Source organism: Neisseria subflava (assembly GCF_005221305.1).
Classification (GTDB): Bacteria; Pseudomonadota; Gammaproteobacteria; order Burkholderiales; family Neisseriaceae; genus Neisseria; species Neisseria subflava.
The window spans coordinates 455,719-471,105 of record NZ_CP039887.1 but is presented as its reverse complement, the minus strand read 5'-3'; the positions used below and the strand labels follow the sequence as shown (position 1 = coordinate 471,105).

The 15,387-nt window shown below is 54.0% G+C and carries 10 protein-coding genes; 8 read left to right on the top strand and 2 right to left on the bottom strand.

The window, feature by feature from the left end:
- The first annotated feature begins 24 nt into the window (after nucleotides 1-24).
- Both FAH66_RS02325 and FAH66_RS02320 read left to right on the top strand, forming a co-directional pair.
- Nucleotides 25-2,238: a type I secretion system permease/ATPase gene (locus tag FAH66_RS02325; protein ID WP_137040562.1), complete on the top strand. Its 2,214-nt coding sequence runs from the start codon at nucleotides 25-27 to the stop codon at nucleotides 2,236-2,238.
- Between the two features lie 88 nt (nucleotides 2,239-2,326).
- On the top strand, nucleotides 2,327-3,556 hold the full coding sequence (locus FAH66_RS02320; RefSeq protein ID WP_049329225.1) for an HlyD family type I secretion periplasmic adaptor subunit: 1,230 nt from the start codon (nucleotides 2,327-2,329) through the stop codon (nucleotides 3,554-3,556).
- Nucleotides 3,557-3,617: 61 nt separating this feature from the next.
- Here the strand turns inward: FAH66_RS02320 and pheA are convergent, their stop codons facing one another.
- On the bottom strand, nucleotides 3,618-4,706 hold the full coding sequence (gene pheA / locus FAH66_RS02315; RefSeq protein ID WP_137040561.1) for a prephenate dehydratase: 1,089 nt from the start codon (nucleotides 4,704-4,706) through the stop codon (nucleotides 3,618-3,620).
- Nucleotides 4,707-4,878: 172 nt separating this feature from the next.
- Between pheA and tsaE the strand changes: the two genes are divergently transcribed.
- The gene (gene tsaE / locus FAH66_RS02310) at nucleotides 4,879-5,349 is read left to right on the top strand and encodes a tRNA (adenosine(37)-N6)-threonylcarbamoyltransferase complex ATPase subunit type 1 TsaE (protein ID WP_137040560.1); all 471 of its coding nucleotides are present in this window, start codon (nucleotides 4,879-4,881) and stop codon (nucleotides 5,347-5,349) included.
- Nucleotides 5,337-6,584, top strand: a complete 1,248-nt coding sequence (locus FAH66_RS02305; RefSeq protein ID WP_036472323.1) for an N-acetylmuramoyl-L-alanine amidase — start codon at nucleotides 5,337-5,339, stop codon at nucleotides 6,582-6,584. Before tsaE ends, FAH66_RS02305 begins: the two co-directional genes overlap by 13 nt.
- 66 nt (nucleotides 6,585-6,650) lie before the next feature.
- Here FAH66_RS02305 and FAH66_RS02300 read toward each other — a convergent pair whose 3' ends face one another.
- On the bottom strand, nucleotides 6,651-7,262 hold the full coding sequence (locus tag FAH66_RS02300) for a DUF4230 domain-containing protein (RefSeq protein ID WP_137040559.1): 612 nt from the start codon (nucleotides 7,260-7,262) through the stop codon (nucleotides 6,651-6,653).
- Nucleotides 7,263-7,452: 190 nt separating this feature from the next.
- On the opposite strand from FAH66_RS02300, the gene ribBA reads away from it, so the two are divergent.
- The 4 genes from ribBA to FAH66_RS02280 all read left to right on the top strand — a co-directional run bounded on the left by ribBA (nucleotide 7,453) and on the right by FAH66_RS02280 (nucleotide 15,288).
- A complete protein-coding gene (gene ribBA, locus FAH66_RS02295; RefSeq protein WP_137040558.1) occupies nucleotides 7,453-8,793 on the top strand; it encodes a bifunctional 3,4-dihydroxy-2-butanone-4-phosphate synthase/GTP cyclohydrolase II in 1,341 nt (446 codons plus the stop codon).
- 254 nt (nucleotides 8,794-9,047) lie between these two features.
- The gene (locus FAH66_RS02290; RefSeq protein WP_137040557.1) at nucleotides 9,048-12,482 is read left to right on the top strand and encodes a TonB-dependent receptor domain-containing protein; all 3,435 of its coding nucleotides are present in this window, start codon (nucleotides 9,048-9,050) and stop codon (nucleotides 12,480-12,482) included.
- A gap of 237 nt (nucleotides 12,483-12,719) precedes the next feature.
- Nucleotides 12,720-13,679 carry a Slam-dependent surface lipoprotein gene (locus FAH66_RS02285; protein ID WP_137040556.1) on the top strand — a complete coding sequence of 320 codons (960 nt, stop codon included), beginning with the start codon at nucleotides 12,720-12,722 and terminating at the stop codon, nucleotides 13,677-13,679.
- A 115-nt stretch (nucleotides 13,680-13,794) separates the two neighbouring features.
- The gene (locus tag FAH66_RS02280; RefSeq protein ID WP_137040555.1) at nucleotides 13,795-15,288 is read left to right on the top strand and encodes a surface lipoprotein assembly modifier; all 1,494 of its coding nucleotides are present in this window, start codon (nucleotides 13,795-13,797) and stop codon (nucleotides 15,286-15,288) included.
- The last annotated feature ends 99 nt before the right edge of the window (nucleotides 15,289-15,387 follow it).

Below are 15,387 nucleotides of genomic sequence, written 5' to 3'. Positions count from 1 at the left end.
ACCAAAAACATTACGCGAAAAAATATGAAAGCCATCATTGAACACATCGTTTTAGTGACCCGCCTTTTGGGTGCGCCCGTATCCGAAGCCGCTTTGTCCGCCGAAGTCGTACGCGACAAAAAGCTCAAAGTCAACTATCACTCACTGGTCGAAGTCCTGCGCAGCCACGGCTTTGAAAATACCTTATCCAAACGCAATCTGGAAGACATCCCCTCGCTCGCCGTGCCGGTCATGATTATCCTGCACAACGAAGAGGCTGCGGTCATCACCCAAATCGAAGGCTCCGGCCAAGAGCGCAAATACCATATCCGCCAGGTTGACGGTTTGGAACAGGAACTCAGCCATGAGCAGCTCTCCGGCCTGTATTTGGGCTACTGCTGGTTTATCAAACCTAAAATGGCGACCGATATGCGCTCGGAGTTGCCTGAATACCATCTGCCCAAAGCATGGTTTTGGAAAGTCATTTGGCGTTTCCGCAGCTACTACTACCAAGTCATTTTGGCCACCATCATCATCAACTTCCTTGCGCTCGTCAGCTCCCTGTATGTGATGAACGTGTACGACCGCGTGATTCCCAACCAGGCCTATGAAACCTTGTGGGTATTGAGCATCGGCGTGGTCTTGGCGATTTTGTTTGAATTTGCCGCCAAGATGATTCGCGGCCACTTGACCGATATTGCCGGTAAAAAAGCCGATTTGATCATCAGCTCCGCCCTGTTCCGCCGCGTGATGGCATTGCGTCTGGCAGACCGTCCTGCTTCTTCCGGTTCATACGCCAGCAACCTGCGCGAATTTGAAGCCGTGCGCGAGTTCATGACCAGTGCCAGCTTGTTGACTATTGTCGACTTGCCTTTCCTGTTGCTGTTTATCTTCGTGATTTCCATGGTCGGCGGCAAACTGGCACTCGTTCCCTTGACCATCATTCCGATTGTCGTGATTGTCGGTTTTGTCGTACAACGCCCGCTCTCTCGCCACATCAACGAATCGATGAAAGAAGGTTCGCAACGTTCCGGCCTTGCCGTTGAAGCCATCGAAGGCATCGAAACCCTGAAAACCAACAACGCCACATCTTGGGCGCAACAACGTTGGGACGAATACACCGCTAAAACTTCCGCTTCTTCCATCAAAGTCAAAGACACCAGCAACTTCATGGTCAACTTCGCCGTTGCCATGCAGCAGCTCAATACCGTCTTTTTGGTCGTCGTCGGTACCTATCTGATTCATGCCGACAACCATGCGGAACGCATCACCATGGGTGCATTGATTGCCTCCGTGATTCTGTCCGGCCGCGCCTTGGCGCCGTTGGCACAAATCGCCGGTCTGGCGACCCGCTTCCAACAGGCCAAACTTGCCCTCAAAGGCGTAAACGATATCGTTACCCGCCCTATCGAGCGCAATCCGGAACGCAAATACATTACTTTGGACAACGTTCAAGGCAGCATTACCTTTGAAAACGTATCGTTCAAATATCAAGCCGACAACAACAGTGCCGTCGAAGATTTACGCCTGACCATCAAACCGGGCGAAAAAGTCGGTATTTTGGGCCGCATCGGCAGCGGTAAAAGCACCATGCTCAAACTGGCCAGCGGTCTGTACGACACTGAAAAAGGCAACGTTACCCTTGACGGAGTCGATATGCGCCAGCTTGACCCCAACTTCCTGCGCGATCAAGTCCTGCTGCTGAGCCAATCGCCACGCCTGTTCCTCGGCACATTGCGTGAAAACATGGACTTGGCACGTACCGGCAGCTACTCTACCGACCAAGACTTACTGACTGCACTCAACCGCTTCGGCCTCGACAAAATCATCCGCAACCATCCGCGCGGTTTGGATATGCCTCTGGGTGAAGACGGCTTGGGCTTGTCCGGCGGTCAAAAACAAATCATCGCCCTGGCGCGCATGACCTTGCGCAACCCGAGAGTCGTCTTGCTGGACGAGCCGACCACCAGCCTGGATCAAGCCACTGAGCGTATGGCGCTCAATGCCATTGCCCAATGGGGCCGCAACCGCACCATGCTTTTGGTGACCCACCGTCCGCAAGTGCTGCAAATCGTCAACCGAATCATTGTGATGGACAATGGCAAAGTCGTGATGGACGGCCCGCGTGATCTGGTATTGCAAAAACTCATGCAAAACGAACAGGCCAAAGCAGCCAACGTCAAACAACAGCAACAAGCTGCTGCAGTCAAACAGCAGCAACAACAAGCTGCCGCCGCCCCTCAATCGGCAGCACAATAAAGCAAAAGGCCGTCTGAAACCTACTTACCCTTTCAGACGGCCTGCCCTAATGGTTAAAATCCACCAAACACAATAAAGATACACGATTATGAGCCGCGAAAACAACGTCAAATCCAAAGACCTACACCTCATCAACGACCTCAATGCCGCCCTTCAAAAAGAAAAACACAGCGGCCAATTTTGGGTCATCATCCTATTCTTCCTTTTCCTGATTGTCTTCGTCGTCTGGGCATACAACAGCCCTGTCGAAGAAGTGACCCGCGGCAACGGCAATATCATTCCCAGCAGCCGTGAGCAAGTAATCCAAAGCCTCGACCCCGGCATCGTAACCGAAATCATGGTTAAAGAAGGCGACATGGTTGAGAAAGATCAGATTCTGATGAAACTCGACGACACGCGCAGCTCTGCCGTTTTACGAGAAAGCGAAGCCAAAGTCGAAAACCTCGAAGCCACTATTGCCCGTCTTAAAGCCGAAGCCTACGGCATCAAGCTTTCCTTCCCTGACAGCGTGGGCCCTGAGCTTCGCCGTCGCGAAATTGCCGCCTACAAAGCACGCCGTCAAGCCATGACCGATGCCGTCAGCGGCCTCTCCCAAAGCAAGGCCGCGCTTGACCGCGAAATCGCCATTACCGCACCGATGGTTGCCGAAGGCGTGGTTTCCGAAGTCGAACTTTTAAGAATGCGCCGCGATTCCGCAGACTTGGCCACCCAAATCTCCGAACGCCGCAACCGCTACAAAGCCGATGCCAACAACGAACTCTTGCAAGCCGAATCCGAGCTGGCGCAATCCAAAGAAAACGTTGCCATGCGTGCCGATCCGGTTGAACGCTCGCAAATCCGTGCGCCTATGCGCGGCATCGTCAAAGGCATAAAAGTCACCACCATCGGCGGCGTTGTGAATGCAGGCGAAGACATCATGCAAATCATCCCCGTTGACGACAAACTGCTGGTCGAAGCCTATATCCGTCCGCAAGACATCGCCTTTATCCGCGCAGGCCAACCTGCATTGGTTAAAGTCAGTGCCTATGACTACTCCATCTACGGAGGTTTAGAAGGCAAAGTTACCCTCGTCGGCGCCGATACCGTCAGCAACTCCATGCAAAACCGTGCCAACGACTTGAAACTTGACCCGAACCAAGTCTATTACCGTGTTCTCGTCCAAACTGAAAACAACTCCCTGAAAGACAAAAACGGCAAACCTATGCCGATTATTCCGGGCATGGTTGCAACGGTGGACATCAAAACCGGTGAAAAAACCATCTTCCAATACCTGATCAAACCAATTACGCGTATGAAACAAGCGTTAAGCGAACGCTAATCGATAAAACGATAAAAGGCCGTCTGAATATTTTCAGACGGCCTTTTATACCCAATAATCCTTACAAAACAACGGTCGAATAAGAGCCGACAACTTTCACGAAGGAAGCGCGTTCGCCCAAAAGCTGCAAGGCTTTTTGGACATTTTCATCGCTTTGATGGCCTTCGATATCTATGAAGAACAGGTATTCCCACAAAACCGATTTGCTTGGGCGGCTTTCAAATTTGGTCATGGAAATGCCCAACTCGGTGAAGGGTTGCAACAAGGAAGTAACGGCACCGGCACGGTTGGGCGCAGATACGACCAAAGAGGTTTTGTCGTTGCCGCTGCGGCCGGTTTCTTGATGACCCATCACCAAGAAGCGCGTGGTGTTGTTCGGTTCGTCTTCGATGCACTCGGCGGCAAAACTCAACTGATAAATTTCCGCGGCGATACGTCCGGCAATGGCAGCCACATTCGGGCTGTCAGATTCGGCAACCAAACGCGCTGCTTCGGCATTGCTGGCTACGGCGATACGCTCGGCATTGGGCAGGTTGCGGCCGAGCCAGTCGTTGCATTGCGCCAAGGCTTGGGCATGGGCGAAAACTTTGGTAATGCCGCCGATTTCGTGGCTGTCTTTACGCAGCAGGTTGTGATGAATGCGGACAACCACTTCGCCGCAGGCTTTCAACGCAGTTACGGCCAGCAAGTCCAAAGTGCGCCCCACCGAACCTTCGGTCGAATTTTCTACCGGCGCCACCAAATAATCGGCTTGACGCGTTTCAACTTGTTTGAAGCAGTTGTCGATGGTGGTACACGCCATGGTGTGTGCGGCGTGGCCGAAATGTTTGATGGCGGCTTGCTGGGTAAATGTTCCCTTCGGGCCCAAATAGGCAATCGTCAACGGACGCTCCACTGCCAAACATTCGCTCATAATCTCGCGAAACAGCCGGGTGACCGATTCATTAGGCAAAGGGCCGTGGTTCAAATCCTGAATCCGGCGCAAAACGGCCACTTCCCGTTCAGGACGGTACACCGCGCCTTTCCCTTTCAATTCGCCGATAGCATGCGCATGACCGGCGCGCTCGTTGAGCAAGCGGAGGATTTCCGCATCGATGCTGTCGATGGCATTGCGGTGCGGCAATAATTGTTCGTCTATAGATAAAGGCATAAGCTGTCTCGCAATTTTGTGAGGGATATTTTCATTTTAACATTAAAGGCCGTCTGAATTCCGTTTTCAGACGGCCTCAACACTATCTTTATCTAACTTTATCGTCTATCAGGTTTGCAAACGCCGCCAATTCCATCATAATTAAGCCTTTTGAACGACAAGGCCTATTCCCATGCACTCAAACGGACTGTACACCCGTTTTCTGCCCGATGAAGAAGCAACCCTGAAACTGGGTGAAGAATGGAGCAAGCAACTTTCCGCTCCACTGACCATCTATCTTGAAGGCGGGCTGGGTGCAGGCAAAACCACGCTGACACGCGGGATTTTGCGCGGACTGGGACATACGGGCGCAGTCAAAAGCCCGACTTACACCATTGTCGAATCTTATCCGCTGGATGCATTCACCCTCCACCATTTCGACCTCTACCGCTTTACCATGCCCGAGGAATGGGAAGATGCCGGTTTGGACGAATTGTTTGCGCCCGACAGCGTCTGCCTCATCGAATGGCCGCAGCAAGGTGGGGAATTCACGCCTCCGGCAGACATTACCATTACATTGACGTACACCGATAAGGGCAGAACCTGCACCTTTTCCGCCCACACAAACCAAGGCCGAAAAAGTTTAGAATTATGGTCAAATTAACTAGAAGACACATTCTCCGTCAAGGCACAGGACTATTTCTCACCCTCACGCCCGTTGGTGCCGCATTGGCCAAACCGGCCTCTCCTGCGCAATTCCTTGCCGTCCGCATTTGGCCGGCGCACGCCTACACACGCGTTACCCTTGAGAGCAACCACTCGATGAAATACCAACATTTTATGTTGGACAACCCCAGCCGGTTGGTCGTGGATATTCAAGGAGCGGAAATCAACAGCGTCCTGCAAGGCATTTCCAGCAAAGTACTGTCTAACGACCCTTTTATCCGCAGCATTCGCGCCGGTCAAAATACGCCCAACACCGTGCGTATCGTTATCGACCTGAAACAAAGCACCCATCCGCAAGTCTTTGCACTCGCACCCGTCGGCAACTTCAAAAACCGCTTGGTTATCGACCTCTATCCGCATGGCGCAGATGCCAACGACCCGATGATGGCCTTGCTCAACGGCAATATCCCCAAACAACGTCCGAATACCAATATCGCATACGACACCCCTGCCCCTAAAAGCAATCGCGGCAGCGGCGGCAACCGCCGTCCTGTGATTATGATCGATCCCGGCCATGGCGGCGAAGACCCCGGCGCAATCGGCCCGAGCGGCCTCAAAGAAAAAAACGTCGTACTCTCCATCGCCCGCGAAACCAAAAAACGCCTCGAAGCCTTAGGTTACAACGTATTCATGACGCGCAACGAAGACATCTTTATCCCATTGGGCGTACGTGTTGCCAAAGGTCGTGCGCGTAACGCCGACGTATTCGTATCCATCCACGCCGATGCCTTTACCAGCCCGTCCGCTCGCGGTACCGGCGTATATATGCTCAATACCAAAGGCGCGACCAGCTCGGCGGCAAAATTCCTTGCCCAAACCCAAAACAACGCCGATGCCATCGGCGGTGTACAAACCAGCGGCAACCCCAATGTCGACAACGCCATTTTAGACATGACCCAAACCGCGACCCTGCGCGACAGCCGCAAGCTCGGCCATTCCGTCTTGACCGAATTAGGCAAGCTCAACCAATTACACAAAGGCCGCGTTGACGAGGCTAACTTTGCCGTCCTCCGCGCGCCGGATGTTCCGTCCATTCTGGTGGAAACCGCCTTCCTCTCCAACCCTACCGAAGAGCGGCTGCTCGGCAGCGAATCCTTCCGCCAACAATGCGCCCAAGCCATTGCCACCGGTATTCAAAAATACATCAATACCGCCGTTTTACGACGCGGTTAAATGGCTTGATGAAACAAAGGCCGTCTGAAATTTTTTCAGACGGCCTTATCTTTTCAAGCAATCTATTTAACCGCACTTCCCTACCGCAGCCGGATAGACGGACACCTTCGTCTGCGTCAATGCAAACAGGTTTTCCAACTGCGTTTGCGCCTGACGGTTGGCATGTTCCAAAATCTCAGCCTTACACGCGCTTTGCAATACCTGCCGTTTCGCCTCTTCCTGCACCGTCTTAAATACAGACTTATCCATAGGCAGCAAATTAAACGAGCCGGTCTGAATATCGTACACTTCGATATTTTCCAAATCCACGCTCAAGATTTCCACCGTCGGCAGACTGATAATTACCTTATCGTCCACAATATTGACATTGTCCGCGCCCAACTTGTCCAAATCCAAACCGGCCAACACCTTACCGCGCACAATAAAAATACCGCTTTGCGAATCCTGCCACAGCCTGCGCCAATCCCCTTTTTTCTCCGTACGGATAATCGTATCGATATAAAATGCCGTACTTTCCAAGCGGTTCATCTGCTTAATCTGCATCAAAACCCCCTCACGGGACAAAACCTGATGTTCTTCGTTCTGACCATGCAGGGCATAAAACCAGCCGCCCGCAGCCGTCAGCGCACACAACACCAGCACGACCAATCCGCGCCCAAGCATTTTCATTTCAAACATCCCCCGTTAAAATAATCATCAAAACATTCCCCATATTCTCCCAAAACCGTCAATTTCAAGCCATACCCAGGCCGTCTGAAACATTAAAACTTATTACCAAAAAGTAATAAAAAAATTCCAATAAACAAAGTTTGCCTTTTGGTAAAGACAAGACTACAATCCATTACACACAATTCAATTTCATCTCATCATGAATACCACCGACCTGCGCCGCCACAACCTGCGGCAATGGATAACACAACACCACAACGGCCAGCAGACCAAGTTTGCCCAAGACATCTCCATCAACCAAGGCGAGCTGTCCGCCCTGCTGAAAAACAAATCTTTCGGCGAGAAAAAAGCCCGAAAAATCGAACAGGCAGCCAATATGCCTGACATGTGGCTGGATCAAGACCACCAAGACCGCCACGCCCCCACCATCAGCCAAGAAAGAAATACCATGTCCCACATCTCCACCATTCCCGAAATCCTAGCAGACATCAAAGCCGGCAAAATGGTCATCATCACCGATGCCGAAGACCGCGAAAACGAAGGCGACTTGCTGATGGCCGCCCAATTCGTTACCCCAGAAGCCATCAACTTCATGATCAAAAACGCACGCGGCTTGGTCTGCCTGCCGATGGACGGCGAAATGGTCGAAAAACTCGGCCTGCCCATGATGACCCAGAAAAACGGCGCACAATACGGCACCAACTTTACCGTCTCCATCGAAGCCGCCCACGGCATTACCACCGGCATTTCCGCCGCCGACCGCGCCCTGACCATTCAAACCGCCGTTTCCCCATCCGCCAAACCAGAAGACATCGTCCAACCCGGCCACATCTTCCCACTGCGCGCCCAAAAAGGCGGCGTACTCGTCCGCGCCGGACACACAGAAGCCGGCGTTGACCTGGCACAAATGAACGGTCTGATTCCCGCCGCCGTCATCTGCGAAATCATCAACGACGACGGCACCATGGCGCGTATGCCCGAACTGATGAAGTTCTCCGAAGAACACAACCTCAAAATCGGCACCATTACCGACCTCATCGAATACCGCAGCCGCACCGAAAGCCTGCTCGAAGACATGGGCAACTCACCCGTACAAACCCCGTGGGGCGAGTTCCAACAACACGTTTACGTCGACAAACTCTCCGGCGAAACCCACCTCGCCCTCGTCAAAGGCACACCAACCGCCGACGAAGAAACCCTTGTCCGCGTCCACGAACCCTTCAGCGTGATGGACTTCATCCAAGCCAACCCGCGCCATTCCTGGTCATTGCCCAAAGCACTTGAGCGCATCCAACAAGCCGAAAGCGGCGTAGTCATCCTCCTGCACCGTACCGAAGACGGCGCCACCCTGCTCGACCGCACCCTGCCCAAAGGCGCAAACCAAGCCTACAAATGGGACAGCAAAAGCTACGGCATAGGCGCACAAATCCTCGCCGGCCTCAACGTCAAAAAACTGCGCGTCCTCGGCCAGCCTTCATCCTTCACCGGTCTCACCGGCTTCGGCCTCGAAGTCGTCGGTTTTGAAGAAGCTGAAAAATAATCTTGCTTGATTGATTCTCAAAGCAAATAAAACAAAAGGCCGTCTGAAAGTTTTCAGACGGCCTTTTCATATCTCTATTTATCTGAATATTATCCAAAAAAAATTATGATAAAAACGACTATTTATTAGATTATTTCAATAATGATAAGAATAATCAATTATAATATAAATATTAATAATATTTAAAAATTTTATATTTTTTATATAAAAGAGTATGTTAACCTCTTATATTAAGTTCTTAACAAAGAGAAACTATGTCTGCTTTTACTCCCAAACCCAAAATAATCATTCTCAGCCTTGCCAGCGCATTCAGTACATTAACCGTTGCTGATACCATCGAAGCCTCAGCTCGACCAGAACAATACCAGGAATTGGATACTGTTGTTGTCAGTGGCAAACGTACCAACGACCAAAAAGGCGCGGACGACGTGTATTACAAAAACGTCTCCAACGCCTATGTCGGCAAGGAATACCTCGAACGCTACCGCGTCCAATCCGCCGGCGACGTGCTCAAAGGCCTCAACGGCGTATACAACATGAACACCCGTACCGCCGGCGGCGCGATTACGCCCAATATCCGCGGCATCACCGGCAAAGGCCGCATCCCGGTTACCATTGACGGCACCGAGCAGACTATCGACGTATGGATGAACAACTACGGCGTGGGCGACCGCAACTACCTCGACCCCGCCCTGTTCCGCAGCATCGCGGTGGAAAAAAGCCCCGCCCTCACGCGCGGCGTGAAATCGGGCGTCGGCGGCGCGGTCACCATCCGCACCATCGAAGCCGACGACATCGTGCCGGAAGGGCAGAAATTCGGCTTCCAGCTGAAAACCGAGTTTGCCAACAACAGCCGCCGCCCGGCCAACAACCTCAACCAATGGCTGGGCTGGGAAGACTACCGCACCCTGCCGCTCGGTGCCACCGCCGACGGCGCGGGCGGCGGTGTCGACCCGCTCACCGGCCAGCAAAGCCCGCAGGCGTTGGTGGTAGACAACTTTACCCCGCCCGCACACAAAAGCGGCCGCGACAACTGGCGCTTCGGCGGCGACCGCAGTTATATGGCCGCCGCCGCCTTCAAAACCGAACTTTCAGACGGCCTGGCCGCCTACAGCTACCGCAACAAAGGCAACTACTTTGCCGGCACCAAGGGAGCGGAAGGCTACCTGAATAATCCGGTATACGACCTGCAAAAATGCTACGACCAAGGCGGCAGCGATTTCAACTGCAAAAACTCTGCCACCTTCGTACCCAATATGGCCAAGGTCTACCACCCCGGGGTGGAAGTGCTCAACAGCAACACCGAAACCAAAACCCTGCTGTTGAAAAACAACTGGCACCTGCCCGGCAGCCATCGGCTCGGCTGGCAATATATGCGCACCGACGTGCGCTTCGGCGAAATCAACCCCTTCCACACCACCTATGTGATGAATATGGAGGAGCACAACGATACCAGCCGCCCCAGAGAACTGTCGCCACAGGCGCAGAGCATCGATTCCTCTATCCGCACCGATACCTACAAGCTCGGCTGGGCTTGGAAGCCGGAAAACAGCCGCTGGGTTGACCTGCAGGCCAACCTGTGGCGCATCAAAACCGACAGCACCCGCCACCAGAGCGGCGGCATGGCTTTGTCTTCCGCCCGCCCCGACCCCTATTATGATGCCTGGTACTGGTGTACCAAACGCGGACAACTTCCGCCCGATCACGTCGACAACTACAGCAGCTGCAACAACCTGATGAATGATTTCGGCATCAGCGGCATGAGCAAAGAAGAAGTGATGCAGCTGCTGCCCAACGACAACGGGCGGTTCCGCGTACTCTCCGGCGCCGAGCAGAAAACCAGCGTCAGCCGCACCGGATTCGACCTGAACAACCGCTTCCGCCTGCATCCGCGCCTGAACATGACCCTGTCCGCCGACTATCAGAAAGAAAAGCTGGAGGAAGAAGTGGAAATCGTCAATTCAAAAGACCTGTTCAATCTGGCCGGCATGGTCTCCGGCCTGACCAAGCTGGCCGGGCCCAGGGGCGGCGAGCGGCGCGAATGGGGGACGAACCTGGTGTTCGACTGGCAGGCCACCGACCGCCTGAAAATCTCCGCCGGCATCCGCTACCACAACTTCCGGGGCTTCGATACCGCCCTGGCCGAAGGCCGCGCCCGCCGCGACCCGCGCTATCAGGCGGGCAGCGGCATAAGTATCTACGAAGACGGGGTTTCCTTAGCTTATATGGAGCTGGTGGGGGATCAGGAGCAGCGCGACTGGGATGCGGTGGCCGAACAGCGCCGGCAGGCTTACCAATCGGGCAATATCGCCGCCATTGCCGCCGCCGAGCAGGCCATACAGGCACATGGTGCCAGGTATAACTTGCCCAAATACCAAAGATATCCAGACCAATACTACACGGACGCGTATCGCCGGATTGATAGTAATGGGCTTGTAAATTATAGCTACCATGTATTCGCACCTCCTCTTACTCATCCTGATGTCCCCTTGTATCGGGTTCATCCGGTGTTCGTCCCCTATGTCAATGGCAAACTGGACAGCAGGGTATGGGATCAACACCACCGCTTCGGTATGTTTGAAGAAAAAGTAGACAACCCGCAGGGTTTAAGCGGGCGCTATAACCGCTATTGGGCAGAGGGCGACTATTCTGGAAGGCTCGATCATACGCATGAATGCGATAAAGGGGTGCCCGGCTGTGCGATGCTTCGGGCAGGCAAGGTGGGGGACTTGCCCCAAGTTGGCCCTGATCAAATTCGAAACGGCATCCTTTACCGCAATTATACCGAGGAGCAACACTGGGCACCGCCCAAGCCGATCCGTGCCCATGCCTGGGCGCCGACCATTGCCGTCAGCTACGACCTGACCGACAACAGCCGCCTGTTTGTGCGCTACGCGCAGATGACCCGCTTCCCCAGCGTATATGAGGTCGGCAGCTTCCATAACGACTTATCCTATATCGGCAAGCCGAAGGCGCCGAACTTCCGTTTCAAGCCGGAGCGCAGCCGCAGCTGGGAAATCGGCTACAGCTTTAATTTCGCCCCGTATTGGAGCCGGCTGCGCGCCGGCGATGTGCGCCTGACCTACTACCGCAACCGGATTGAAAACGTGATCGAAACCACCGACCATTTCCGCACCGTGCAATACGACCGCAAGGATACCGCCGGGCTGGAATGGCAGAGCCGCATCGACACCGGCCGCTTCTTCGCCGCGCTCGGTGCCACCTACCGCCTGAAGCAGCAGATGTGCGACCGCGATACCGCCATTGAATTTGATCCGTATGGCTACAAGGGCGTACCGGATTGCATCGAAGGCGGCTACGGCAGCACGCGCGGCTATCAGGCCGTGCAACCCAAATATTCGATTAATCTGGATGCCGGGGTGCGCCTGTTGGGTGAAAAATTGGAACTCGGCCTGCGCGGCATCTACCACAGCAGCGTCAATACCAAGCAATACGACCAACTGCTGCAAAAGGATTTGGGTGTCATCTTCAGAACAACCGGCAAACCCTACCATTGGCGGTCGTCGCTGACTTGGGATATGTACGGCCGCTATCAGGTGCACAAAAACCTCAACGTCAACTTAGGCATTACCAATCTGACCAACCGCTACTATCTCGACCCGATGTCCAACGTGCCCGCACCCGGGCCGGGTCGGACGGTTACCTTCGGGCTGACTGCCAAGTTCTAGCCATAAAGGCTACCTGAAAAACACTGTTTGCTATACAGCCGGAATTTTCAGGTAGCCTGCCCGGTACACCGGCCGAAAACAGGCCGGCAGAACGATAACGATACAGACGCATCACGGAACAACACAAACCCGACCACCCCGCCTTTCGGGGCAAGGGTTTTTACCGTTTTTTCCGCCTTCGGGCGGCAACAAAGCGGATGTTTTTTGTTCAACAACTTTTTTGATAAGGAGACTATTATGTCTATGCGTAAACAAACCCTGTTGGCCGCCGTACTGTGCGGCGTCTTCGGTGTGGCTGTGGCTGACAGCGGTCAAAATGATGGTATGGGAGGAACTTCCAATTCGCAGGCAGTACGGACTAATAAATCTGACCGACTGCCTTTTGGAGACGGTCAAGCAGGGTTGTCGTTTAATGCCGGTAACGGATTCTCCACAACCATCAATTTGGAAAAAGGCCCGGTACAACATATCCGCGCCAAATATAATGACCGCAATCAGACACCGATACCAATTAACGGTACTGATCCGTATGCCAATGTGGACGGCACGCGCAATCCTCATTATCTGACGTTGCGCGATGTCGCCCCGGTTATCGGCTGGTTCTACAACCCGAAACTAGGTCAGGTGTGGTATGAAAACCGCCACAACAACACCGAAGTGTACAGCGTGCGCCAGATGGCTGAACCGGCCATTCCCGCCGCACCCAAGTTCGGCGGCCTAGTCATCGCCAAGGTGCCGGGTATGAACGGCAGCGACGGCAACGTGTTCTTCGGCGAATGGGCGCCGCGCAAAGGCAATCCGCCGCAAAACAGCACGGATTTGAATATGGCGGACGGCAAACGCACCGTTTGGTATGTGGGCGACAACCCGACCCGAAATATGCCGAAGCTCGTTAATGCTAAATACAATGTATTGGGCGTGAACAAACACACTCCCGGCCGCAACGATTTCTACACCGGTACACTTACCGCCAACTACGGAACAGGGTCAGGTTCACTGACAGGCAGTATCTCCCGTCCAGGCGACAGTGTAAACTTCGCCGGTACCAATATTCGGAGCAACGGCACATTTGACAACGGCAAGGCAAACGAACATATTACCGGCCGCTTCTACGGCAGCGGCGCGGAAGCCCTGGCCGGCATCGTTGACCGCGCGGGTGTCGATAAAGACATTGCCTTCGGCGGCCGCAAACAATAAGCCCAAATTGTCAAGAATACCACGGGATGCAGCTTGACCGTAGTCTGCATCCCGCTTTGGTTTTATCGAATCCGACTTCTTTCAGACGGCCTCCCTGCCCAAAGGACCCTATCCCATGACCTACCGCCTCTGCCTGCTTTTCCTGCCGCTCTGTACGGTCTGCCTTGCTGCCCCGTCCGACGATGCCGCAGACGAACGCCGCCGCCTGCTGGACGAAAGCGGCCGCCAAACGCAGCAATACCGCGAAAGCGGCTGGCTGGACACGGAGCAGGCACACGGGGAAGTGGGAGAAAACGACGGCTACATCATGATAGACGGTACAGTCTACCAAGTCGGCGACACGGCGGAAGAACTGGAAAGCGCGATTTACCACGCCCTCAACGCGCGGCAGTGGCACAAGGTGCGGCAGTTCGCTGCCCGCTACGCCAAACTGCCCCGGCACAAACCCGCGCTGATTCATTTGGCCGATGCACTGCAAAAACGGGACGAAGGGGATTTCCGCGCGGCGGGGAACAGTTTTCAGACGGCCTTGGCAGCAGAACCCGGCAATCCACGCCTGCTGCTCGAAGCGGGGCGGTTTTATGCCGAAGACAACCAAAACAAAGAGTCCGCCGCCGCGTTTGAGAAAGTTCTGAAAACGGATATTCCCGCAGAAACCCGCCCCATCGTGGAAAACTACCTGTCCGAACTGGGTAAACGCCGCCGCCGGCACGGCCAAATCAGCCTAGGCTACGGCTACAACAGCAATGTAAACCAAGGCAACGGCATCAGCCAATGCGTGTGGGAAATCGCGGGCATGTGCCTGATGGAGCGCACCCTGCCCGCGCCAACGGATTCGACCTTCTCATCCTATAGCGCGACCGCCGAAAAAACCGTCCCGCTCAAAGGGCATCACGGCGTACAGGTGCGCGGCGTGCTGTACGGCAACCGCTACACGGAAAAAGACAAAGATTCGGCGGCCATGCCGGATTACGGCTATCACAACGGTTCGCTTTACGCGGGATATGCCTATGCCGACGCACGCTCCTCCTTTTCCCTGCTGCCCTATTTCGAATACGACTTCCGCAACCGCCACACCCACTACCGCGCATGGGGCGCGGATGCCGACTGGTCGCGCGCACTCTCCGCGCGCTGGCGCATCAATGCCCGTGCCGGAGCGAAAAAAACCGGATACGGCGGAAAAAGCAAAGATTATTTTGCCGACTACAAACAATACGAACTGGGCGCGGGGGCGGAATTTTCCATCACGCCCAAAAGCGGCCTGCTTGCCAACTTCGATGCCGCCCGCAAAGCCTATCCCGAAAAATCCTCTTCCAGCAAAGAATATACGGCGCGGCTGGGCACGTATAGGCTGTTTCCGGGCGGTACTTATTTAAACGCCATCCTGCTCTACCGCCGCAGCCTGTATGACGCGGCAAGTTTCGTCAGCGATAACAAACGGCGGCGCGACAAGCAATACATCATGATGGCTGCGGCGGGTTTTCCTCAATGGAATATCAAAGGCGTATATCCCGAACTGCGTTTCAGGCGAACAATCGCACACAGCAACGCGGTGTATTACCGCTACCGCCAAAACGAATGGCTGTTGGGTTTTAAATATCGGTTTTAAATTGAGTCATCTAGAAATACGCTAAAACAGCGATATAACCATGCTGTTTTACTCGTTTCTATATCATGCCGTCTAAAAAAAGCCGATACACCTTTCCGA